Annotated in this window: 22 protein-coding genes; 8 read left to right on the plus strand and 14 right to left on the minus strand. The window is 38.1% G+C overall.

The window, feature by feature from the left end; genetic code table 11:
• Positions 1–208: 208 nt before the first annotated feature.
• The 8 genes from NYE65_RS26325 to NYE65_RS26360 form a co-directional block, all read right to left on the minus strand.
• Complete coding sequence (locus NYE65_RS26325) at positions 209–370, minus strand: GapA-binding peptide SR1P (protein WP_328176438.1); 162 nt, start codon at positions 368–370, stop codon at positions 209–211.
• Positions 340–1,383 carry a type I glyceraldehyde-3-phosphate dehydrogenase gene (gap, locus tag NYE65_RS26330; RefSeq protein ID WP_340862238.1) on the minus strand — a complete coding sequence of 348 codons (1,044 nt, stop codon included), beginning with the start codon at positions 1,381–1,383 and terminating at the stop codon, positions 340–342. Before gap ends, NYE65_RS26325 begins: the two co-directional genes overlap by 31 nt.
• Before the next feature lie 220 nt (positions 1,384–1,603).
• Positions 1,604–1,855 carry a hypothetical protein gene (locus tag NYE65_RS26335; RefSeq protein WP_207117766.1) on the minus strand — a complete coding sequence of 84 codons (252 nt, stop codon included), beginning with the start codon at positions 1,853–1,855 and terminating at the stop codon, positions 1,604–1,606.
• 49 nt (positions 1,856–1,904) lie between these two features.
• Positions 1,905–2,192, minus strand: a complete 288-nt coding sequence (locus tag NYE65_RS26340) for an SAV0927 family protein (RefSeq protein WP_340862239.1) — start codon at positions 2,190–2,192, stop codon at positions 1,905–1,907.
• 235 nt (positions 2,193–2,427) lie between these two features.
• Positions 2,428–3,099, minus strand: coding sequence for a GNAT family N-acetyltransferase (locus NYE65_RS26345; RefSeq protein WP_340862240.1), 672 nt, complete (start codon positions 3,097–3,099; stop codon positions 2,428–2,430).
• Between the two features lie 7 nt (positions 3,100–3,106).
• Positions 3,107–3,796, minus strand: a complete 690-nt coding sequence (locus NYE65_RS26350) for a GNAT family N-acetyltransferase (RefSeq protein ID WP_340862241.1) — start codon at positions 3,794–3,796, stop codon at positions 3,107–3,109.
• Positions 3,797–3,808: 12 nt separating this feature from the next.
• Positions 3,809–4,693 (minus strand): carbon-nitrogen hydrolase family protein, encoded by an 885-nt coding sequence (locus tag NYE65_RS26355; protein ID WP_328176433.1) that lies wholly within the window; start codon positions 4,691–4,693, stop codon positions 3,809–3,811.
• A 450-nt stretch (positions 4,694–5,143) separates the two neighbouring features.
• Positions 5,144–5,488: a winged helix-turn-helix transcriptional regulator gene (locus NYE65_RS26360; RefSeq protein ID WP_328176431.1), complete on the minus strand. Its 345-nt coding sequence runs from the start codon at positions 5,486–5,488 to the stop codon at positions 5,144–5,146.
• 394 nt (positions 5,489–5,882) lie between these two features.
• Here NYE65_RS26360 and glpX point away from each other — a divergent pair, with 394 nt between their 5' ends.
• From glpX to NYE65_RS26400, 8 genes are all read left to right on the plus strand, one after another.
• Positions 5,883–6,863 (plus strand): class II fructose-bisphosphatase, encoded by a 981-nt coding sequence (glpX, locus tag NYE65_RS26365; RefSeq protein WP_328176430.1) that lies wholly within the window; start codon positions 5,883–5,885, stop codon positions 6,861–6,863.
• Between the two features lie 105 nt (positions 6,864–6,968).
• On the plus strand, positions 6,969–7,862 hold the full coding sequence (gene fba, locus NYE65_RS26370; RefSeq protein ID WP_328176488.1) for a class II fructose-1,6-bisphosphate aldolase: 894 nt from the start codon (positions 6,969–6,971) through the stop codon (positions 7,860–7,862).
• A gap of 22 nt (positions 7,863–7,884) precedes the next feature.
• Positions 7,885–9,888, plus strand: coding sequence for a transketolase (gene tkt, locus NYE65_RS26375; RefSeq protein WP_328176429.1), 2,004 nt, complete (start codon positions 7,885–7,887; stop codon positions 9,886–9,888).
• Between the two features lie 403 nt (positions 9,889–10,291).
• Positions 10,292–10,519, plus strand: a complete 228-nt coding sequence (locus NYE65_RS26380; RefSeq protein WP_307273562.1) for an aspartyl-phosphate phosphatase Spo0E family protein — start codon at positions 10,292–10,294, stop codon at positions 10,517–10,519.
• A 196-nt stretch (positions 10,520–10,715) separates the two neighbouring features.
• Positions 10,716–11,690, plus strand: a complete 975-nt coding sequence (pfkA, locus tag NYE65_RS26385; protein ID WP_328176427.1) for a 6-phosphofructokinase — start codon at positions 10,716–10,718, stop codon at positions 11,688–11,690.
• A gap of 136 nt (positions 11,691–11,826) precedes the next feature.
• Positions 11,827–12,267: a ribose 5-phosphate isomerase B gene (gene rpiB / locus NYE65_RS26390; RefSeq protein WP_328176426.1), complete on the plus strand. Its 441-nt coding sequence runs from the start codon at positions 11,827–11,829 to the stop codon at positions 12,265–12,267.
• A 147-nt stretch (positions 12,268–12,414) separates the two neighbouring features.
• Positions 12,415–13,083 (plus strand): ribulose-phosphate 3-epimerase, encoded by a 669-nt coding sequence (gene rpe, locus NYE65_RS26395; RefSeq protein ID WP_328176425.1) that lies wholly within the window; start codon positions 12,415–12,417, stop codon positions 13,081–13,083.
• 307 nt (positions 13,084–13,390) lie between these two features.
• A complete protein-coding gene (locus tag NYE65_RS26400) occupies positions 13,391–14,917 on the plus strand; it encodes a glycine betaine uptake BCCT transporter (protein WP_328176424.1) in 1,527 nt (508 codons plus the stop codon).
• A 1,261-nt stretch (positions 14,918–16,178) separates the two neighbouring features.
• Here NYE65_RS26400 and NYE65_RS26405 read toward each other — a convergent pair.
• From NYE65_RS26405 to cudC, 6 genes are all read right to left on the minus strand, one after another.
• Complete coding sequence (locus NYE65_RS26405; RefSeq protein WP_328176423.1) at positions 16,179–16,646, minus strand: Fur family transcriptional regulator; 468 nt, start codon at positions 16,644–16,646, stop codon at positions 16,179–16,181.
• A 149-nt stretch (positions 16,647–16,795) separates the two neighbouring features.
• Positions 16,796–18,253 (minus strand): catalase KatA, encoded by a 1,458-nt coding sequence (katA, locus tag NYE65_RS26410; RefSeq protein WP_328176422.1) that lies wholly within the window; start codon positions 18,251–18,253, stop codon positions 16,796–16,798.
• A 302-nt stretch (positions 18,254–18,555) separates the two neighbouring features.
• A complete protein-coding gene (locus NYE65_RS26415) occupies positions 18,556–19,734 on the minus strand; it encodes an NAD(P)/FAD-dependent oxidoreductase (RefSeq protein ID WP_340862243.1) in 1,179 nt (392 codons plus the stop codon).
• Between the two features lie 37 nt (positions 19,735–19,771).
• The gene (locus NYE65_RS26420) at positions 19,772–20,239 is read right to left on the minus strand and encodes a DUF1641 domain-containing protein (RefSeq protein ID WP_328176420.1); all 468 of its coding nucleotides are present in this window, start codon (positions 20,237–20,239) and stop codon (positions 19,772–19,774) included.
• Positions 20,240–20,295: 56 nt separating this feature from the next.
• On the minus strand, positions 20,296–22,050 hold the full coding sequence (locus tag NYE65_RS26425; RefSeq protein WP_328176419.1) for a sodium:solute symporter family protein: 1,755 nt from the start codon (positions 22,048–22,050) through the stop codon (positions 20,296–20,298).
• A gap of 626 nt (positions 22,051–22,676) precedes the next feature.
• A complete protein-coding gene (cudC, locus tag NYE65_RS26430) occupies positions 22,677–23,252 on the minus strand; it encodes a choline uptake/conversion transcriptional regulator CudC (protein WP_328176417.1) in 576 nt (191 codons plus the stop codon).
• Between the last annotated feature and the right edge of the window lie 33 nt (positions 23,253–23,285).

Here is a 23,285-nt window from a genome sequence, read left to right on the forward strand (position 1 = left end):
TATTTTTATTTGTTTTTTTGATAGATAAAGAGATTTGGTTCAAATCTCTAGTTATTTTATCAAATAAAAAACAAAAATACCGAACTTCTTAGTTTTTATCATGAAAAGTTCGGCATAAAGTTTATATTCGAATAAAAGGTACCTTCTTTTAAGGTGATATTAAAATTTGTTCTGCGCTATGCTTTTGCAACACACCTCTATTCTACCTTTAATTCCTCTCATGATATTCTGAATCTTGATTGAGGCATTGTTCTTGCTTGCAGTTAGAGTAATAAGTCATGACTTTTTCCGTATCAACAGTGTCTATGAGCTCTCCACAGTATTTACAAATAACTGTACCTAATGCTTGAGGGCGACTGGGGATTTCCATTTTTTATCCATCCTTTCGTTTACTGCTTGAGCCAACTCAATGACCCTGCAAGCATACGCCCATTCATTATCATACCAGGCCAATATTTTAATTTGATTTTCCACTGTCATGATTGAAAGTCCATCTACAATCGCTGACTTTTCATTCCCTATAAAATCGGAGGATACTAACGGCTCTTCAATATAGCCGACATAATGAGACAGTTTTCCATTTGCTGCTGCATGAAATACAGATTTCACTTCGTCAAGTGATACCTCACGGGCTACTTGAACAGTGAGATCAACTAATGAAACATCCTGTGTAGGAACACGAATTGATATTCCTTCAATATATGAAGCTAGATGCGGAAGAACATCAACAAGGGCTTTACCCACTCCCGTTGTCGTCGGGACAATGGATTGAGTACAAGAGCGGGCTCTTCGTAAATCTTTATGCGGGTTATCTAAATGATTTTGGTCAGAAGTATAAGAGTGAATAGTGGTCATCCATCCTCTTTTTACTTGGAAAGATTGGTCCATGATACTTAAAAGAGGGGCAACACAGTTAGTCGTGCAGGAGGCTGCGGATAAAATAGTGTGCTTCGAATGATCTAACAGATGATCATTCACTCCCATAACCACTGTGAAATCCATATTCTTACCAGGTGCAGTAACAATGACAGTGGATGCTCCAGCTGATAAATGCTTTTGTGCCCCTTGGCGGTCATTGAATTTTCCTGTAGCATCAATCGCAATGTCTATACCCATTGTTCCCCATGGAATCCTCTCAGGTTCACGTTCAGAAATGATCTGAATAATATCACCATTAATTAAGAGATGTCCATCTTGTATTGAAATATCTGCATTCCAAGATCTGTGTATGGTATCGTATTTTAATAGATGAGCTACTGTTTCTACAGGATAAATGGAATTAATCGCCACTAACTTAAGTTGATTATGTTTATTGGATAACATATTTCTAATCAATAGCCGACCAATTCTCCCTGTGCCACTAATGCCTATTTTTCTTATCATTGTGTTGCCTCCTTTCATCTTTTTTACCGCCTTTATTATGAAGGTATTGATTTAAATGACCACTTCACTTAAGTCGTGGTCCGTCTATGTTGACAGATAGAATAATTTAAGCTTTTTAGATTATAAAAACAATGTATTAGGAAGAAACCAAGGCGCTGAACTTTCCCATAACCCCTTGCTCGATTAATAATAAAGGGACCTATCGACAAACTATTATTATTTAGTCGCTTCCACTGGCAATCAAATCCTCTTTTATTAATGCAAGCACCATTCCCGGAATTACTTTATCCCCTTTTTGCACTTCTAAAGAATACACTTCACCACTTATCCCAATACTTATGGTTTCAAGATTTCCTTTACCAGTTTCTATGGTAAACAAAGGTTCCCATTCATATATTCGTGAATGATTTTCAATGGAGACTTCTTGGATGGTTCCATAACAAGAGCTCATAACCATTTCATGTTGAATCATAAGTAATCTCCTTCCGGTTTGATATAAGGGGTACTGCTCAAAGTAGAGTTTAATATTGATTTACGAAAAGTTTCTGATTTAAAATCATCTGAAGAAAGATTCGGCATTCATCAACATCAATTGGATGGATTCCTAATTTTTCTGCCCAATAGCAATCGTTTTCGATATCTTCATTGCACATTAAGACCATTGTGCCACTTTGAATAGAAACGACCATTGCTTTCCCAAAAAAATTATTTGTAAATATGATAGAAAAGTCATATCGATGATGTTCCGTTGCTATACAATAATAATGGACGGATTGGCTTCCGCTTTCCTCAAATAAAATATCTACCATGTTTTTTCTATGCTCCTTCTCAAGGTTTTATTTGATCCAACCACAAACTCGTGGAACTTGGGTCAACCTTCGAATTGTTCCAATATATGAACGCGTTTTCATATTTACGCCGAAGCTGTTGGATGTTTCAAAGACCTTAAAAGGTTATATTTCACTTTAGGTGTTAGACGAGGGAATCTAATGGTGGGTTTTCAGTTTCTTTGGTTATATAATTATCACTTAGATTTATCCTTTACTAAATGGGTAATAGTGTTGCCTTATCGTTTGCTTCTAAGTTCTCAATCATTGCATGCCAGGATTCCGGTTTGTTAGATAAGACAGAGTAATAACGTCTTAAAAATTTTACAATCAGTTCTGTTTGTACTTCATTGACTCTAGCTTCCATTGGAAGAAAACAAAGATCGAGTCCTGTTACAGCCTCTCCATCATTGTTCCAGGAAGGGTGGAGATAAGGGAAATCAAGACGCTTGTAACCAAGATGAGACAGTACTTCACGGCGGACATATGGATTCATAGGCTTAACCCCGCCAAACTCATAGTGTTCTACTCGATATGGATCGTAAATTTCAGCAAACATCCCATATAAACGATTGCCATTAATCGAGGCCAAGTAAATTAGATCTTCTAATCTCTTATTGGCTAAAAATGGACCGATGCCGAGTCCAGCCTCCCCAATGATTGTAAAATCTGTCATCGCAACATTAAAATCCTCATAATAACGGTACTCCGTAGCACCTTTTACTTTCTTATTATGAACGGCAACAAAAACACGGATTCCTGGGTCTTCCAAAGGTTCTTTCCAAAGATCGAATTCTAATACTTCTTCTGGGGGGAATACGTCTTGCATTAATTGATGCAATTGCTTAAATAAAGGATCTTCTATACTTGTAATTCTGATATATTCCATTTTTATTTTAGACTCCTTTTTGTTTTGACTTTGATGGGTAAAAAGGGTTTTTCCACTCCATCAGTGTTCCGTAATTATGTGATTCTTCATCTTCTAAATAGTTTGCCACTACTTGAACGGGGGTACGACCACAGCGGAGCAGGAAGGTGATGACTGGATCTTTCAGTTCGCCTTTTACGACAGCTTCAAGGTATTGTTCCGGCATCAGCTCACTCTCTTTTTTATGATATCCAGGCATTCTTCCTCCTCCCAGTAATCGTTCCAATCCTTTATGAACTACAACTTCATACATCGAGAACATCAGCCATTTTCCTAATCCTAATTTTCGATAGGAGGGACTTACGCCAATATCCACGACATAGAGCGTATTACCATTTGGATTATGGTTTCGAATGTACCCATTGTCCGTGATTTCCTCCCATGTATGTTCCGGATGCTTGGAATCAAAGTCAACCAACAATCCAGTCATTGAACCCGCGATTTCACCATCGATTTCGATACATAAGGCTCCTTCGGGGAACATGGTAACATGATTATGCAATTGCTCCGTATTCCACCACAAGTTAGACGGGAATGGTGGTGGAAAGCTTTCCTGTTGAACGTGAATTAAGCCGGGAAAGTCTTTTTCTTCATAATTTCGAATCACGGCAGGGACAGATTGATCATGGTCGAAGACAAAAAGCTCTTTTCGATACAAAATGACCCCCCCTTATATTTGTGAAGTGAGTTCTTTAGTTGTTTCCCAATCTGGATAAAGGTCTGTACGACGATCCCGCCATGTCGTGACGGAACCACTTTTACGAACCTGGTATAACAACTCTAAATTCAAATCAGCTGTTACGATCATATCTTGGTTAACTTCTCCCTCTACTTGAATCCCATTTGGAGGAAATGGAATATCGTTTGGTGTGATCACGGCAGCTTGCCCAAAATTCGCTCGCATAAAGTCAATCGTAGGAAGGGAACCGACTGTTCCGGTGGTTACGACATAGACCTGATTTTCTACTGTCCTCGCATGGCTCGTGTAACGCACACGATGAAATCCATGACGGTCATCGGTACAAGAAGGACAGAAAATTATATCCGCACCCTTAGCCTTCGCCATTCGAACAATTTCTGGAAACTCGATGTCATAGCAAGTCAACATGGCAATTGTGCCTTTTTCAGTCTTGAACACTTCCAGATTTTCTCCAGGAGTCAGCTTCCAGTCATTCACTTCCGTTGGAGTGATATGAAGTTTTGACTGTTCTGCGACCCTACCATCTGGATAGAATAAGTGAGCGACGTTGTACAATCGATCACCTTTACGAATGACATGGGTTCCCCCAATAATATGCATCTTTGTTTGCATCGCCAAATTTATAAATAAAGATCGATATCGTTCTGTAAAATCCGGTAGATCTTGAATGGACAAAGGTTGTCCCTGTTTATTGCCAATGGACATTAATTGTGTGGTGAAGAATTCGGGGAACAAGACAAAGTCTGAACCAAATTCTTCAGCTGTTTTAATATAATGTTCCACTTGTTTGGAAAATTCCTCAAAAGAACTAATAGTATGGAGATGGTATTGCACTGCTGAAACCCTTAGTTTCATAGTCTCACCCTTTCTTATCAATACTCTATAAAGATTTCACCTTATCATGTTTTATTGATTAGCTATTGTTATTATTAGACACATAATAAATTTTAACAAGTACACACTTTTATGTTATTTAGTGAAAAAAAGTATACCGTAAAGATATAAACTAAAAGAAAAATCACAAAGAAAGGAATTTATTGAGGTTCCGTTAAAGGGAAATGGTGGTCAAATTTCCACCTGGGTGAAAACAAAACTAGCTCTTTCATCTGATTGAGTATGCTACCGAGCTAGTTTTTGAGGAATTTATTGTTATCAATGATCTTATGATTAACTTCGACAATCTTTGAGGCAGCAGCAACCATTTTTAAGCCATTAAAGGTAGCTACAATATCCTCGCAATTCGATTTAGATCAAACGCCAAACCTTAAATGAGGTAGCTAGTATACTATTGGTTCATTAGTCTCTTTATTTATTATTTTTCAAGACCACGTCCATGTAGTTCTTCCCCCACTCATACATAGATTCTAGAATAGGAATTAGAGTTTCCCCATGTTCGGTCAGTGAGTATTCAACTTTTGGTGGTACAACAGGATAGACTTCACGGTGAACAATTAGGTCATCTTCCAGCTCCCGTAGTTGATTAACTAGCATTCTTTGGTTAATCCCCGGCATGAGAGACTTCAGTTCGTTAAACCGTTGGGTGCCCTCTTTGCCCAGATGCCATAAAATAAGCATTTTCCACTTCCCACCAATAACAGCAAGTGACAATTCCTTTTCACAGCTAAACTCCTTATCACGAATGACCCTCATTGCTTCGCCTCCATGTAAAAGTATACTTTTTAATACTATATGTTTATAAAGTGCTTACTTACGTACCAATTAAGTTACACATTATACTAGAACAAATATAAAAGATAATAGGGCTTGTCAGAATTACAGTATACTTTTAATACTATATGCTGAAAAGATATGTACTTGTTATTTTATATTATACAATTTAATTATTTATGTACAGGTGAAAATGTGTACAAAGTAAAATTGTACGTATAAAACAAATAGTATACTTTTTAATACTATGTATTAAAAAAGTGCATACTTACAAATATATATTATGCGAATTATAATCATTTCTATACAGGTGAAAAAAACGTGGACAAGAGAAAGTTTGGCTTGTATAGGTGTAAAGAACACAGGAGGTGATCTAATGAGTGAATTAAAAACCAAAGTCGTTAGTAAAGAGCCTGTTCTGTCGTTAGCTATGGATTTTCTCGCTGTAGCACAGCAAGCAGCCATTGCGTCCTATCCTTGGATAGGAAAAGGAAGAAAAAATGAAGCGGATGGGGCTGGAACGAAAGCTATGCGCGATCGAATGAACCTCATTGATATGACTGGCGTGATTGTTATTGGGGAAGGGGAACTGGACGAAGCTCCCATGCTTTATATTGATGAGGAGCTAGGAACTGGAAATGGGCCTCAAGTAGATATTGCGGTTGATCCTGTTGAAGGAACTACTCTAATGTCAAAAGGACAGGGGGATTCAATAACAGTAATTGCTGTTTCCTCCAGAGGTAGTTTACTGCATGCACCGGATATGTATATGAAAAAGATAGCTGTAGGTCCAAAAGCAAAAGGCTATATCAATATAGACGCATCTTTAACAGATAATATGATTTCCGTTGCAAAAGCTTTAGGAAAAGACATAAGAGAATTAACGGTAATGATACAGGATCGACCACGTCATGATCATTTGGTCAAACAAGTATTCGATGTGGGGGCAAAAGTCAAGCTGTTTTCTGATGGTGACGTTACAGGAGCAATCGGTACTGCACTCGAAGAAATAGACGTTGATATATTAGTAGGAACTGGCGGTGCCCCAGAAGGAGTAATTGCTGCGACTGCATTGAAGTGTTTGGGAGGAGATTTCCAAGGGAAACTTGCCCCTCAAAATCAAGAAGAATTTGATCGCTGTATTAAGATGGGATTATCAAATCCTGAAATAGTATTAACAATAGATGACATTGTAAAATCTGATGATTGCTTCTTTGTAGCAACCGGAATTACGGATGGAACGCTTATGAAGGGTATTCGAAAAACTGAAGATGGGGCAATACTAACTCATTCTTTCCTTACAGTTGGAGGATTGGATGAAAAAATTCAATTCATAGAAGCGTATCATCGATATTAAAACTAACAAAATGATGTTTATTGTCAATGGATTGTCTAAATAGATAGTCAATAGAAGCCCTCTATAAGGGCATTTATATAAAAAGGAAAAGGAGAGATGGAAAATATGCCATTAGTTTCAATGAAAGAAATGTTAATTCAAGCAAAAGAAAATAAGTATGCTGTAGGACAGTTTAACATCAATAATCTCGAGTTTACTCAGGCCATTTTACAAGCAGCGCAAGAAGAGAATTCTCCTGTTATTCTCGGGGTATCAGAAGGTGCTGCCCGTTACATGGGTGGATTTAAGTTGATTGTCACGATGGTTAAAGAATTAATGGATGAATATAAAGTGACAGTACCAGTTGCCATTCATCTTGACCATGGTTCAAGCCTTGAGAAATGTGTACAAGCCATACATGCTGGATTTACATCCGTTATGATAGATGGTTCCCATCATCCATTAAAAGAAAATATTGAAATAACAAAACGAGTAGTTGAAGTGGCACATGCTGTTGGTGTATCTGTTGAAGCGGAGCTTGGTCGTATTGGCGGGCAAGAAGATGACATTATCGCTGATATCGAATCAGCATATTATGCGATTCCTTCTGAATGTGATCAATTAGTTCGTGAAACAGGAGTAGACTGCTTTGCCCCTGCGTTAGGTTCTGTCCACGGTCCATATAAAGGTGAACCAAACCTTGGATTTGATCGGATGAAGGAAGTTATGGAATTAACAGGTGTCCCTCTCGTTCTTCACGGTGGTACAGGTATTCCAACAAAGGATATTCAAAAAGCCATTATGTTTGGTTCGGCGAAAATTAACGTCAATACTGAGAGCCAAATTTCAGCTACTAAAGCCGTTCGCGAAGTATTAGCAGCGAAGCCAAATGAATACGATCCTCGTAAATTCCTTGCACCAGCCCGTGAAGCAATTAAAAATACAGTCAAAGGTAAAATGCGCGAATTTGGTTCTTCAGGTAGAGCTCAGGTAGAGCAAAAAGAAAAGAGTTTAACTTAATTTATGAGAAAGGGGAAAAGCCATGATTGAAGAAAAAGTAAAGGTTGATCAGCTAGCCATTAATACGATTAGAACCCTATCAATCGATGCGATTGAGAAGGTGAATTCAGGTCATCCAGGAATGCCAATGGGCGCTGCTCCAATGGCATACATACTCTGGTCTAAGTTTATGAACTATAATCCAAGCAATCCGAATTGGTTTAACCGTGACCGTTTTACGTTATCTGCAGGTCATGGATCCATGCTATTATACAGCTTATTGCATTTAACCGGTTATGACCTATCATTGGATGACTTAAAAAACTTCCGTCAATGGGGAAGCAAAACACCTGGGCATCCCGAATTCGGCCATACACCTGGAGTTGATGCCACTACTGGTCCATTAGGTCAAGGGATTGCCATGGCAGTTGGGATGGCAATGGCTGAAAGGCACTTAGCTTCTACGTACAATCGCGATGATTTAAATGTAATTGATCATTACACATACAGCATTTGTGGCGATGGTGATCTAATGGAAGGTGTATCTGCAGAGGCAGCTTCACTTGCAGGCCACCTTAAACTGGGCCGTTTGATTGTACTGTATGATTCAAACGATATTTCTCTTGATGGTGACCTTCATATGTCATTTAGTGAAAGTGCTGCTGATCGATTTAAAGCATACGGCTGGCAGGTACTTCGTGTTGAGGACGGCAATGATCTTCATGCAGTCGCGGAAGCTTTAGCTAAAGCAAAGACAAACGAAGATCAACCTACATTAATTGAAGTCAAAACCACAATTGGATATGGTTCACCGAATAAAGGGGGAAAATCCGCTTCGCACGGTGCGCCACTTGGAAAAGACGAAATAAAACTTGTCAAAGAACATTACGAGTGGAACTATGAAGAAGATTTTTATATTCCAGAAGAAGTAAAAGCACATTTTACAGAACTAAAAGAAGCATCAGAGCAGAAGGAACAGTCTTGGAATAAGTTGTTCGCCCAATATGAGAAAACATATCCAGTACTTGCAAAGGAATTAATGCAATCAATCAATGGCGAGCTTCCAGAAGGATGGGATGATGATGTTCCTCAATATCGTATGGGTGAAGATAAACTTGCGACCCGCTCTTCCAGCGGTGAAGTATTAAATGCACTTGCGAAAAACGTTCCACAGTTATTTGGGGGTTCAGCTGATTTATCCTCTTCAAATAAGACGATGTTAAAAGGTGAAGGAGACTTTAGCCGTTCAAATTATGGCGGACGTAACATTTGGTTTGGGGTTCGTGAATTTGGAATGGGTGCTGCTGTAAACGGAATGGCCTTACACGGTGGTGTGAAAGTATTTGGAGCAACATTCTTTGTATTCTCTGATTATTTACGTCCGGCAATTCGTCTCTCAGCATTAATGAAACTACCTGTAATTTATGTCTTTACACATGATAGTGTTGCTGTGGGTGAGGATGGACCAACACATGAACCAATTGAACAATTGTCCTCATTACGTGCAATGCCTGGTCTTTCTACAATTCGTCCGGCTGATGGCAATGAGACAGCAGCAGCTTGGAAGTTGGCGTTAGAGAGTAAAGACGAACCAACAGTTCTAGTCCTCACACGTCAGGATTTACCAACACTTGTAAATCCCGAAAAAGGGTATGAGGGTGTTAAAAAAGGTGCATATGTGATCTCTGAAGCAAATAATGATCTTGATGGTTTGTTATTAGCTTCTGGTTCTGAAGTTCCCCTTGCTGTTGAGGCACAAAAGGCACTTGAAAAAGAAGGTATTTTTGTTTCGGTTGTTAGTATGCCTAGCTGGGATCGTTTTGAAAAACAAACGGATGAATACAAAGAAAGTGTACTGCCTAAAAAAGTGAAAACACGTCTGGGTATTGAGATGGGGGCTTCCTTAGGTTGGAGTAAATATGTTGGTGATAACGGTCACGTCCTCACCATTGATCAATTTGGAGCCTCAGCCCCAGGAGAGAAAATAATTGAGGAATACGGTTTTACAGTTGAAAATGTCATTTCTCATTTTAAAAAGCTACTCTAAATTTTTGCCCTGTTTAATTTAGAAATGACCGAGCAATTCATTAGAAACCTTGTGTTCCCTGATATATTTTCGAAGAAAATGTTAACCTTAAACATTTACTAGAAACATGGATTCCTTCACTTATTTGAAATGCAGGGGTTAGAAACAACTCCCAACGATATATGAATAAACACCTTTAATGACGGCAGACTACACCAGTTGGTGGGCCTGCCCTTTTTTGAACAATTGAAATGAATCACTTCTCTTTAAATAGAAGTATTTATTCAAATAGATCTAGTCTTCATATCTTGTAAATCTCAGTAAGAAATCGAACAAAAATTGAAAGTATTGTTTTGAATAAGCAAGTCTTTCATAACTATGTTTATTTCCTACGAAGTAGCTATTATCTGTGGAGGGAACAAAGATGACGATTGACATTTTAAAATCAGAATTACTTGTGAATATAGACGCTAAGCGTGAAGAAATGATCGGAATTGCTATTTCCGGAGATTATAAGGATAAAAAAACCATAATGTGTAGCCAAGAGTTGGATCAGCTTTTATATAAATATCAGCAAATTTTGTTTGAAGAGAAAAGGAATACAAATATTTCCTTTCTTGAATTAATGAAAGTTATTAAAAAAGTTTCATAAATTTATACAAATAAAAAACCCAACAAACAATTGTTTCGTCATTCAAGACTTTGAAGAATTCCTCTTTTTTTGTTTTTAGAATCGGTGATCAAAAGGGAATATAATGATGAATTTTATTATGTGGTATAAGGATTAGGATTGCAGAACCACATAGTGACTTTTATATAAGACGTGAAAAATATGGAGGAAAACATGAATGAATAATATTGCAGTATTAACTAGTGGCGGGGATGCACCAGGAATGAATACCGCTATTCGTGCGATCGTTCGAAGAGGGATCTTTAAGGGACTGAATGTTTTTGGTGTGCAAAATGGCTACAAAGGTTTAATAGATGGGGATTTTGTTTCAATGAACCTGGGAAGTGTTCGTGATATTATTCACCGGGGAGGAACCATCTTACAAACCACACGCTGCCGAGAGTTTAAGGAGGCTGAAGGACAGCAACATGCTTTAAAACAACTAGAAAAACAGGGCATTGAAGGTTTAATCGTGATCGGCGGAAATGGCACTTTTGAAGGTGCGAGAAAATTAACCGCCCTAGGATTTCCAACCATTGGTATCCCGGGAACAATTGACAATGACATTGCAGGTACTGAATATACGATTGGATTTGATACTGCTGTGAACACAGCTGTGAAAGCAATTGATAAAATTCGTGATACGGCAGCTTCACATGATCGTACCTATGTGGTTGAGGTAATGGGTCGTGATGCGGGTGACATTGCTCTATGGGCAGGAATGTGTGCAGGGGCAGAATCGATTATTATCCCTGAAGCTGACCATGATGTGGAAGACGTAATTGACCGAATAAAGCAAGGATATCAGCGTGGAAAAACACACAGCATTATTGTGGTCGCTGAAGGGGCATTTAATGGTAGTGTGGGAAAAGGGATAGAAATCGGTAGAGAGATTAGTGAAAAAACAGGATTTGACACAAAGGTGACGATTCTTGGGCATCTTCAACGTGGGGGATCTCCTAGCGCTTACGATCGTATGATGAGCAGTCAGATGGGAGCAAAAGCCGTCGATTTACTGGTTGAAGGTGAAAAAGGTGTGATGGTAGGTTTGAAAAATGGTAAACTGATTCATTCATCTTTTGGAGAGGCAGCGAAAGAGAAGCATACCATTGATTTGTCTATTTATCATTTAGCAAGAAGTCTATCTATATAAAAGCCGTGATTAGTTTATAGTGAATAATTTGAAATCAGGAAAAAGTAAGAGTTGCTTATGACATGCTCTCGAAGAATATGTGTAAGCTACAATTTTCTTACAAGAAGGAATCCCAATAAGATAGGAGGAAGAAAAAATGAAAGTAGCAATTGCATCTGATCATGGCGGTGTGAATATTCGGAAAGAAATAATCTCCCTGATGGAAGAGCTGAATATTGAGTATATAGACTTAGGGTGTGACTCTAGATCCTCTGTTGACTATCCAGATTACGCGATTCCAGTAGCGAATAAGGTAGCAACCGGTGAGGTTGAACGTGGTATTCTAATTTGTGGTACAGGTATTGGAATGAGTATTGCGGCAAACAAAGTAAATGGTATACGCTGTGCCCTTGTGCACGATTTGTATAGTGCTAGGGTAACAAGAGAGCATAATGATTCTAATATATTAGCAATGGGAGAGCGTGTCATTCGTCCGGATTTAGCTCGGAATATTGCAAAAACATGGTTAACAACCTCCTTTGAAGCTGGTAGGCACGAGAGGCGTGTCAATAAAATAGCATCGTATGAAGCGTTATAAGTAAAATAAGCACGGGAATTATACTGGGTTTTATTTAAAGAGAAGTAGAAATTAAATAGTCAGTATATTCAAAAAATATTTTATTGGTAACACCCTCTATCATGGTGAATTTTTCATACAAATTAAAGAAAGTAGAGGTATTAAATTATGATTAAGATTGCACCTTCCATTCTATCAGCTAATTTTGCACGGCTTGGAGAAGAAATAAAAGATGTTGAACGGGGCGGAGCCGATTACATCCATGTAGATGTGATGGATGGCCATTTTGTGCCAAATATTACAATTGGTCCATTAATTGTCGAGGCAATTAGACCAGTTACAAACTTACCTTTAGATGTCCATTTAATGATAGAAAATCCAGATCAATATATTGGGGCGTTCGCCCAAGCAGGTGCCGACATATTGTCGGTTCATGTTGAAGCATGTCATCATTTACACAGAACCATTCAACATATTAAATCTGAAGGCATGAAAGCTGGAGTGGTATTAAATCCTCATACTCCGGTTTCAATGATCGAGCATGTGATAGAAGATGTTGACCTTGTATTGTTTATGACAGTAAATCCAGGGTTTGGGGGACAATCTTTCCTTCATTCTGTTCTACCAAAAATAAAACAAATTGCTGCCATTGTGGAAAAGAGAAAATTGAATGTTGAAATTGAAGTAGATGGTGGTGTAAATATTGAAACGGCAAAACTTTGTATCGAAGCAGGAGCAAATGTCCTTGTTGCAGGTTCAGCCATATATAATCAAAAGGATCGAAGTCAGGCAATTGCAAATATTAGAAATGAAAATCAAGTGTTAAATAGACGTTAAAAGCGAACGTAAATAATTTAGACCCAAGGATTCAATAATTTCTGGAGAATTGCAAGGGCCCATCCCTGATTGGTAGATGTTATGTAACCAACGTTTTATCTTATGGATGGGTCTGGGGTGCTTGCTATAAACCAATCAAATTTGTAGACTGTAAAGCTAAAACCAAAAATAATGTGGTGGAAATTTATATCCTAATGCCGGTTTAATTACAAAACAGGCCTCTGTAGGGATCCAATAACGTTTTATGGATGAAGCGCACCCCAGAATACTCAGTAACCACTTTTATCGAAGTAAAGGAGGAGCTAGTATGAGTAAAAAGAGGAAAAACGAAAATATCGTTTTTAATGTTTCAGTCCTACTAACAGTCGCTTTCATTATTTGGGGGATCTTTTTTACAGAGAGCCTTTCAATTATTACCACTACCTTTTTTAATAGTACCATTGACTACTTCGGGTGGATTTATCTTGGATCTGCCCTCTTTTTTGTCCTATTTTCTGTTTATTTATTATTCTCTAAATACGGTCATATTAGGTTGGGAAAGGAAACGGACAAACCGGAATTTAAGACTGGATCTTGGTTGGCTATGCTTTTTGGTGCAGGTACGGGAGTAGGAATTATCTATTGGAGTGTTGCAGAACCTGTATTTCATTATACGAGTCCACCCACTGGAAAAGGACATACAGAAGCAGCTGCTAATTTAGCTATGGAGTATACATTTTTTCATTGGGGTTTCCATCCCTGGGCTATTTACACGGTCATTGGTTTGGCCCTTGCCTTTTTCCAATTCAACAAAGGATTGCCAGCATCAGTGAGTTCCGCTTTTTATCCTCTTTTAAAGGAAAAAGTTCATGGTCCGATTGGTAAAACCATTGATATCCTTGCAGTCTTTGCAACCATCTTCGGTATTGCTACCTCTCTCGGTTTGGGTGCCAAGCAAATTTCAGGTGGACTTAATGCCTTATTTGGAATCCCAAATACTCTTCTGGTTCAAATCATCGTTATTGCTGTTGCAACCATTCTATTCTTAATCTCTTTATCCACTGGATTAAAAAGGGGAATTCAATATTTATCCAACACGGCCATGATCCTATCGTTTTTGATCATGTTCTTGGTTTTAGTGCTGGGCCCGACTTCTATGATTTTTAAAGTGTTTTTTAATACAATGGGCAGCTATGTAAGTGATTTCGTTGATATGAGTTTAAACTTGGAGCCCTTTGGCGACAGCAAGTGGATTGGGAGTTGGACGTTATTCTATTGGGCATGGTGGATTGCATGGGCACCTTTTGTAGGCATGTTTATTGCCAGAATTTCTAAAGGAAGGACGATAAAGGAGTTTGTCATTGGCGTATTATTCGTTCCTTCACTTGGTACGTTTGCTTGGCTCTCCATCTTTGGAGGATCAGTTCTTAATATGATCCATAACTTAGGTCAAAAGGAATTAGCCACACAAATTACTTCAAATGTTGATTTATCGGTGTTCAGTTTTTTTGATTATCTTCCTGCAAGTTCTTTATTAAGTATCGTAGGTTTTGCAGTCATGATCATTTATTATATAACCGTAGCTGATACATCCACTTTTGTGTTGGGTATGCTAAGCGAAAGAGGGAATTTAAACCCCTCAAATAAGATTAAAATTACGTGGGGGGTCATTCAGTCAATGGTTGCCGCTGTTTTACTTTTGGCAGGTGGTTTGCAGGTACTACAAACTGCCTCCATCGCAGCTGCATTTCCCTTTGCGATTATTATGATTGTCATGTGTTGGTCTTTATTCAAGGCTTTAAAGGAAGAGGTCAAAGAAGACTTTACCTCGATTCAAAAAGAAAAAATTTCTTAAGCAGTAATTCATTTAAAATTAGTGATGCGTTTGTTGAAATAAGTCATATCGAACAGTGCTGATTCCCATGACTTATTTACGAGTAGAGTAAGGATTCTTAAAAGGGCTTTCACTCTTTTGATTTATCCAATAAACTAACTAAAATAAAGGGCTAAAATTCGTAAAACAGGACAACATTCGATAAAGCGTAGCTTACTATCAATGTTCATCATCTCTTATGGGGGTTTTCTCCATCTGGATCTCTAAATAGTTGACTGGGCAATAGGCAGCAAAGTTGTAATAGGTTGCACTCTATTTGGCAATGGTAGGAAGGGAGTTTAAAGTAACCTATATAATAGAAGAAACTCATCACAAGAAGGCCTTTGCTCAACTGGAGCAAAGGCCTTTTATGAATAGAGGGAATACTTTATCAGTATTGATAGTTATACAAATTTATATACTTTTAGTTTCAAATAATAATAGTGTTGATTTTACGATGAACAATTAACAAATACACAGCAAGCTTAAACAAACTAAAGAAGTCAGTAAACGAGGAAGGGAGAGTTTTTCAGATTTCCTTTTCGCAAACAGCATGAACCAATAAATAGAATTACTATATAATAGAAGAAACTCGTCAAGAAGAAGCTTTACTCAACAGAAATAAACACAAATTGTCCGTAAGTACACGCACTAGCCCTCTAACTGTCTATCTTCAATATCCCTAGAAAACAATATGCAACATACAAAATTTAAAATAAATAACTTTTTTTACCTGTTAGGTATTGTGTTTGTAAGCGCTTTCATTTATACTGAAAGTGGGTTGGATGGCATGAGTGGCCGTCATAGTATTTGGCGTAGGTGGGGCCGATACAGGGAACAGGGCAATAAAAATGTCCTTTTTAAAGCTGTGTTTGTTAATTTTTTCTAATGCTGTTTATCCTTCCATAGAATTTATAATCTTCTTTCCTAATTAATAGGAAAAAACACATCTAAAAAATCCATCTACCTCTGAAAAGAGGTAGATGGATTTTTTAGTATAAGGATATATTTTATTATATTTTATAACATTACTAGTTTGACAGATAGATGGTCATGTTCTTCTAAAGGAAATTGGATGAAACAACTAGGAACTAGAGAATGACAATCCACTAGATTCTTCAAACTTGTGATAAAAGTTGATCTAATTATCAACTGGTTCTTCAGTCACTAGAACCGCATAATCTTTTTTCTATTCTCATGAGTTAGTAAGCATAAGATTTCTATGAAGATTTTTTAAGAGTAATTAGTTCGATATTTTCTCACTGTTTTCAAGGGCTATATTTGTATGATTACAGTCTGAACAGTTTCCATAAACCTCAAAGTGATGTCGGGTTATAGTATAGCCCGTTTTTTTTTCAGCCAATAGCTCTACTTCTGTTAGAGTAGGATAGTTAAAATCATGTAATATTCCACAAGATAAACATACAACATGGTAATGAAGAGAGGTTGCCCATTCGTAACGGCTGGAAGCCTGGCCAAAAGTGAGTTCATTTATGATGCCTAATTTTTTTAAGCATTTTAAATTATTATATATAGTTGTAATTGTTATATTTGGCAACTTCTTTGTTAATGAATTAAAGATTTCATCAGCTGTTGGATGAGAATTTGAAATTGCTAAATATTCCATGATGGCTTTACGTTGGGTTGTCATTTTTAAACCATTTGTTTTAAAAAGCTTTAAAACTTTTTCCACGCGATGTTGATAACACATACAACACCTCATTAGTCATATTTTAAGTATGGTAGTAGAAAAGACCATCACTAAGATGATCTTTTCGTTAGAATTGAATTGTTAATACATTAGAGAATAATTGAGAAAGTATTACGGTTTAAAAATTATTTTCTAAACATGAATTCATCTTAAACTTCTTGTGATACTGATAAACCAAGTCCCTCTGCGATACGTGATCCAAATTCTGAATCTGCTTTATGGAAGTGCCCAATTTGACGAGATTTAATTTCATCACTTTCAACAGGTGTCATCGCACCAACAATTGTTTGGACTAAACGTGTACGCTCTTCTTCACTCATTAATCGATATAAGTCACCAGCTTGAGTATAGTGGTCATTATGATCATAAGCCACGCTTTCGGCTACACCAGAAACTGCGTAAGCAGCTTGCTTCGCATTAGCTGATTCTGTCGGGCCTCCAAAGCTATTTGGTTCGTAGTAGACAGAACCACCACCGTTGTTGTCAAAACGCATTTGGCCATCGCGTTGATAGTTTTTCACTTCATTACGAGCTCGGTTGATTGGCAATGCTTGATGGTTAGCACCCACACGGTAACGATGTGCATCATGATAGGCAAACAAACGGCCTTGAAGCATTTTATCTGGCGAAACATCGATACCAGGTACTAATGTTCCAGGAGAGAAAGTTGCTTGTTCTACTTCAGCAAAATAATTTTCTGGATTTCTGTCTAACACCATGCGACCTACTTCAATTAAAGGATAATCTTTTTGAGACCATGTTTTTGTAACATCGAATGGATCAAAACGGTAAGTATTTGCATCTTCTAATGGCATAATTTGTACATACAGTTTCCATGCTGGAAAGTCGCCTCTTTCAATCGCATTAAATAAGTCTTCAGTATGGTAATCAGGATTTTCTCCAGCAATACGTGCTGCAACTTCTTCTGTTAGGTTTTTAACACCTTGCTCTGTTTTAAAGTGATATTTAATCCAAACGCCATGGCCTTCATCGTTCGTCCATTTAAATGTATGACTTCCAAATCCATGCATATGACGCAAAGTGGCAGGAATACCACGGTCACCCATTAAATAGGTTACTTGGTGTAAAGATTCAGGGGATAAAGACCAGAAATCCCATATAGCATTAGGGTTTTTCAAATGGGTTTGTGGATGCCGTTTTTGTGTATGAATGAAATCAGGGAATTTAATCGCATCACGAATAAAGAAAATGGGTGTGTTGTTCCCGACAATGTCGTAATTGCCTTCTTCTGTATAAAATTTCACAGCGAAACCACGTGGGTCACGTACAGTATCTGCAGAACCATTTTCACCAGCTACCGTTGAGAAACGAATAAATAACGGAGTGCGTTTTCCCATTTCTGATAAGAAGTTAGCTTTCGTATATTTTGTTAAATCATTTGTTACTTCAAAATAACCATGGGCTCCAGCCCCTTTAGCATGAACAACACGTTCAGGAACACGCTCTCTGTTGAAATGGGCTAATTTTTCTAAAAGATGAACATCTTGAATTAATGTTGGTCCACGAGAACCTGCTGTCAAAGAGTTTTGATTGTCCCCAACCGGAGCACCCCAGCTAGTTGTAAGTCTATTATTATTATTACTCAATTGAATCACCTCATGAAGTTTTTATAGTAACTATATAAAACGATAATAATTATTATTAAATATTTAATATTATTTTGAAATAGGCATAATTAACTAAAAATTATAAATTTTTACTAGAGTTATGTTTTGAGAGTTTTCATGTCTTGTAATAATAGAGATTGTTCTCACTACAAGTCTTAAATTTGCATATTAAGTTTATTATTCAGAAATAAGGCTTGTTTGTATCAAGAGCATCATTAATTTTTATTTCAAGCAGCTTAGTTGATGGGTAAATATAGCTTCGATTAAGATCATTTTCTCTATTAATACGCTAAACTGAATAGTCCATTAATCTGGGACAGATAACGAATGTTACTAGATTCCTTCATTAATGATGCGGGCAAGCCTCTCAATTGGGTTTTATTTTCCCCAATCGTGCCGATTGCATCTTTACGACCCAGACTGCCCAATGTTCCGGAAAAGACAGGACTAAACTCTTCCATCACACTGCCTGTAATGTAAGTGAATAAATTATAGCCAACTGTTTCGCCCATTTGCCAAGCTAACTGAGCAGTTGGGGGGTACGGACGTCCATCAGGTCCCATAACAACGGCGCTGTCGCCGGAAAGAAACACGTTTTGATGAGATGTAGACTGAAGATATTCATTTACGATCGCACGTCCGCGATTTACTTCTATTCCCGAATTAGCAACTACAGAATTACCTTGAACGCCACCTGTCCAGACCATCGTCTTCGTTTCAATCGTTCTTCCATTTTTCAGCTCTACAGTGGACTGTTCCATCTTTGTAACCGGTGTCCCGGTTACAAACTCTACACCACGTGCCGCTAGACTAGTTTGTGCACGTTCCACTAATTCAGCTGGGAATCCTGGCAAAATAGTCGGTGCGGCCTCGACACATAGCAAGGAAATCTCTTGAAAGTTTACGCCGTATTGTCGGCATAATTGTGGCATTAAATCAGCAAACTCACCTATCAATTCAATACCAGTAAGTCCGCCACCTCCTACCACAATCGTTGCATATTCCTTACTATGAGTTTTGCTATATGTGCGAATACAGGATTCTACATGGTCACGTAAACGATTGGCATCTTCTACTGACTTTAGAATAAAGCAGTACTCTTGAAGGCCCGGAATACCAAAGTACGCCGTTTCACTACCGAGCGCAATCACTAGCAAGTCATATGTCAGTTTCGTTCCATCTGTAAGAAAAACTTGATGATCGTCAGGGGATATCTCTTGAACACTACCAATCTTTAAATCAATGTTTTTACCACGTAGTATTTTTTCTAGCGGCAATGCTACTGCTTTTTCGGACAAATTCCCTGCAGCCAGACGGTGTAATTCCGTAATAATTTGGTGGGTTGGAAAGCGATTGACAAGTGTAATGGAGGCCTCATCAGTTCCTAAATGTTGTCGTGCTGTCAAGGCACTTAGCAAACCGCCATAACCTCCGCCCAAAATTAAAATATTTTTACCCATAATCTTCCTCCGTTCATTGCTTTATCCTCAGAAATTTTTACTGTTTCTCCTGTTTTTCAGATGTTAAATCTAAGTAAGCCTGTGCAAATCGAAACACTTTTTGTATTTGCGGATCTTTTAACATTCGCAATAAACCAAACACACCGATAGTAGTTCCCTGATTTGCCTGGGCCCTTTCATTGGCTTCTATAGCTGTTGCTGCGCACTCCTTTATCTTTCCTTCCAGCGGTTTTACGAATTCCTGCATACCACCTACTAAATCATTAATGAGCACGCGATCTGTCATTATAGATTGCGCTACATCATATGATTTGGTCAGATAGGGAACCATTTCTGCCAATTTCGGTAAATTCTCAATAAGGACAGTCAAAGACTCTTGTACTTCCGGTTTTAATAATTGATTAAGCACGTCTATTTGTGCTTGGCTTACTGCTGAAGATGTGAATTGATTCTCAATAGAAGAAGCTTTTAATGTAGTTGCTTGTTGATTAATTGCTTGTGACATAGATAGAATCTCCTTTACCATTTTAGTAAGAGGTGACAAAACGTCACCTTTAATAACTACATATTATCTAACGGGCTTTGTACTTCCTTTTTTTCATGTAAGTTGCTCAGTGGTAGTGGCGGACATTTATGGCGTGTTAAATAAGAAACGACGAGAATCGTAATCAAGCCCGCAAGCATGGCAGCGGTACGGAAAGGGAAATATACTGTCCCGTCCTCAATCAAAGGGTACGGAATGACAGGAGGTAATCCCAGTAACGGTTCTCCACCACCGACTCGTAATAATAAGGCGACAATAAATCCCGAGAGTGCTCCGTACCAGTTCGCCCATTTGTAGTACAGGGCACAGGTAAGTTGAGGGAACAAGATACAGTAGACCAGGTCACTCGATAAGTACCATAACGCATAGACACTTTTAGCGTTTAAGGCGATCAATGTTGCACCAATACCAATCAAGATGATACTGCGTTTAATAATCTGTTGCAGTTGACGAGGGCTAGCTTTTGGTTTTACAAGCGGGCGATACACATTCCAAGCTGCCATGCCTGATGCCGACAAGAGCGATGCGGCAACTGCTGACAAAACTGCTGCAGCCAATCCACCAAGGGCAATGGCACCAACCAGGCTAGGTGTCATATATTTAAATACATAGGTTAGGATCATTGAAGAGTTTTCCGGAGCTGCAGTCCCGAGTGATGCCCAATCAGCATTAAAACCTGCAATTCCGATTAACGCAGGTGGAATCGCACAGAAGAAGCATAGAATTCCAGCCCAAATCGATAACCACATCGCCACATTTTCGCTTTTTGCAGATAGAACGCGTTGGAAATAAATTTGCCAAGGAATCCCTCCGAACACTAATAAAAGTGTGTAATCCCACCAATACCAGAAAGAATTTCCCCAGTTAGGATCATTCCATCCAGTTAGAGGAGGAAAAAGACTCATCATTCCTTGCATGTTTTCGGCGTAATTATCAAAAGCCACTTGAAAGCCTCCAACATTGGAAAAGGCAAATGGTAAGACTATTATCAAACCGAAGAACATAATAGAAAGCTGTAGGACATCAGTGTGAGCGATCGCCCAAAGACCACCGACTACGGTATAGGCAATTGCTACGATCGCTGAAATAATAATTGAAACAGTGAAACTTAAACCGAGAATAACGCTGAATGTTGTCCCAAGAGCCGTTAGCATCGCAGCGCTCCAAAACAATTCACCAAGAAGAGAAGGGAAGTAGAGAAGTCCAGTCATCTTATATCCGAAACGAGACTCAAGAGGATCCAGCATGGTCATAAATTCCATACGCCGCATTTTTCGTGCGAAAAAAATCCCTCCAATAATCAAGCTAAGCCCATATGCCCATGGCCCTTGTGTCCACACAATTCCGGAAGAATGAATCGTTTCAGCGGTTCCGGCAATGTAACCTCCGCCAACCCAGGTCGCTGTCATCGTAAACATGGATAACCATAGCGGCATCGACCTTCCAGCAACAAGCATATCATCTGTTTTCCCTCGCCTTTTCTCGACTGCCTTCGCCCCGATGTAATAGAAAATGCAATATAAACCCAGCATGATTAGTAGACCAGGCCAATAAATACTTTTCTTAACGATAAGAGAATAAAAGATCGTAAAGCTGGTAAAAACGATAAAACCAGCAATCGTTGTTTTTAAAGGAGTCCAAAATTGTCGCTTTGAACTTTCTGAAGGATCGATAGTTATCTGCTCCTGGTCTTGTCTGGCCTGATTTCCATTCAAATGCATCCCTGCTTTCTTGAAATTAGGTATAGTGCCTAATAGTGCAAGCGCTTTCATCTTGTTACTTTTCAGTATGTTTTTGAAAGGATAGGAGAAAATGTGAGACCTTGATATTAAAATAAGACGGTCTTGACTCAAGGACCATCTTATTTAGGGCGTGAACGTGTATACTGCAAACTGTTACTTCGTTCGACCCTTTGCTCTAATTTCTTTTTAATAGTATCAACTAATATCACAAGAACTGTTTTCCCACCAAATTGTATTTAAATTTTGAGAGTGAGAATTTGTTTTTATGCAGGAAGGTTCGACTAATAAACAGTTCTATGAATCAAACTACTAAACTATTTTTTAAGAAATGAAAAATAAAGGTTGCCTCTTTAAGGTGTGGGAGCTTTTTTGTCTATTGGAGTATATTCTATAGGGGTAAGGTTTTACCTACTAGAGGTTTTTTGTTTAGTTGCTCTTTCATTTTCTTCCTAATGAACGTGGGGCTTTTAGGCTTCACATTCAAAGGAGAAATAGGATACATTCTTCTATAGATGGTAAGTGGTTTTGATAGTTGTTTTTGGTGATTTCAGCATTTTTTTACCGACCAAGCATTACTGGATAGTAACACTAAAGATCGGTAAAGATTAGATGTCTTACCACATCGTTGTTTTCCTCTATTTTGAGTAGAGAACCTATTAATCACAATCAATTTCTTCAATCATTTTAAACAATTCTTTCGATCGAAATGCATGGACCAATTTTTTTAACCACAAGTAATATTGGGTTGAATCTTGAAGTTGTTGAAGATCTTTTCTTGCTTTTTGTTGTATAGCATCGGGGACATCGGGGTTGTCCAATAGAGAATTTAATTTTTCAGTTGCTTTTTCAATGGCTTGCATATTGACAGAGAGCTCCCGATCCCATTTTTTACAAAAAAATGAAAGAAACGATACAAAAAAGTCTTTCTCTGCTTTGTATAAATCTTTTCGTTCCCCTTTTCGCCAAACCTTTTGGACCATTTCTATATCAACAAGAGAATGGATTCCTGTACTCATGCTTGGTTTGCTCATTCCTAAACTATTGCTCATCTGATTTAATGTCATCGGTTCTTCACTAAAATATAGAACTCCGTAAAGCCTGCCAATGGAATGTGTTACCCCATATAGGTCCATCGTTTCTGCTATAGCATCAATCACAAGTGATTCCGCTTCTTCGAGAATTTCTATGTGATCCTTCTGTTCTTCCATATAGACACACGCCCTCTCTACCATATTATATCACCTCCTTATTTCATCAAAATAATA

The organism is Peribacillus sp. FSL R5-0717 (assembly GCF_038002945.1).
Taxonomy (GTDB): domain Bacteria; phylum Bacillota; class Bacilli; order Bacillales; family DSM-1321; genus Peribacillus; species Peribacillus frigoritolerans.

Excerpts from the sequence above, each read along its gene's own strand:
- tkt (WP_328176429.1), top strand. The coding sequence starts at position 7,885 with ATGATTGAAGAAAAAGTAAAGGTTGATCAGCTAGCCATTAATACGATT.
- rpiB (WP_328176426.1), top strand. The coding sequence starts at position 11,827 with ATGAAAGTAGCAATTGCATCTGATCATGGCGGTGTGAATATTCGGAAA.
- NYE65_RS26335 (WP_207117766.1), bottom strand. The coding sequence starts at position 1,855 with ATGATTCAACATGAAATGGTTATGAGCTCTTGTTATGGAACCATCCAA.
- NYE65_RS26415 (WP_340862243.1), bottom strand. The coding sequence starts at position 19,734 with ATGGGTAAAAATATTTTAATTTTGGGCGGAGGTTATGGCGGTTTGCTA.
- NYE65_RS26340 (WP_340862239.1), bottom strand. The coding sequence starts at position 2,192 with ATGGTAGATATTTTATTTGAGGAAAGCGGAAGCCAATCCGTCCATTAT.
- NYE65_RS26400 (WP_328176424.1), top strand. The coding sequence starts at position 13,391 with ATGAGTAAAAAGAGGAAAAACGAAAATATCGTTTTTAATGTTTCAGTC.
- NYE65_RS26425 (WP_328176419.1), bottom strand. The coding sequence starts at position 22,050 with ATGAAAGCGCTTGCACTATTAGGCACTATACCTAATTTCAAGAAAGCA.
- glpX (WP_328176430.1), top strand. The coding sequence starts at position 5,883 with ATGAGTGAATTAAAAACCAAAGTCGTTAGTAAAGAGCCTGTTCTGTCG.
- NYE65_RS26405 (WP_328176423.1), bottom strand. The coding sequence starts at position 16,646 with ATGTGTTATCAACATCGCGTGGAAAAAGTTTTAAAGCTTTTTAAAACA.
- NYE65_RS26380 (WP_307273562.1), top strand. The coding sequence starts at position 10,292 with ATGACGATTGACATTTTAAAATCAGAATTACTTGTGAATATAGACGCT.
- NYE65_RS26325 (WP_328176438.1), bottom strand. The coding sequence starts at position 370 with ATGGAAATCCCCAGTCGCCCTCAAGCATTAGGTACAGTTATTTGTAAA.
- NYE65_RS26345 (WP_340862240.1), bottom strand. The coding sequence starts at position 3,099 with ATGGAATATATCAGAATTACAAGTATAGAAGATCCTTTATTTAAGCAA.
- NYE65_RS26355 (WP_328176433.1), bottom strand. The coding sequence starts at position 4,693 with ATGAAACTAAGGGTTTCAGCAGTGCAATACCATCTCCATACTATTAGT.
- gap (WP_340862238.1), bottom strand. The coding sequence starts at position 1,383 with ATGATAAGAAAAATAGGCATTAGTGGCACAGGGAGAATTGGTCGGCTA.
- pfkA (WP_328176427.1), top strand. The coding sequence starts at position 10,716 with ATGAATAATATTGCAGTATTAACTAGTGGCGGGGATGCACCAGGAATG.
- rpe (WP_328176425.1), top strand. The coding sequence starts at position 12,415 with ATGATTAAGATTGCACCTTCCATTCTATCAGCTAATTTTGCACGGCTT.
- cudC (WP_328176417.1), bottom strand. The coding sequence starts at position 23,252 with ATGGTAGAGAGGGCGTGTGTCTATATGGAAGAACAGAAGGATCACATA.
- fba (WP_328176488.1), top strand. The coding sequence starts at position 6,969 with ATGCCATTAGTTTCAATGAAAGAAATGTTAATTCAAGCAAAAGAAAAT.
- NYE65_RS26420 (WP_328176420.1), bottom strand. The coding sequence starts at position 20,239 with ATGTCACAAGCAATTAATCAACAAGCAACTACATTAAAAGCTTCTTCT.
- NYE65_RS26360 (WP_328176431.1), bottom strand. The coding sequence starts at position 5,488 with ATGAGGGTCATTCGTGATAAGGAGTTTAGCTGTGAAAAGGAATTGTCA.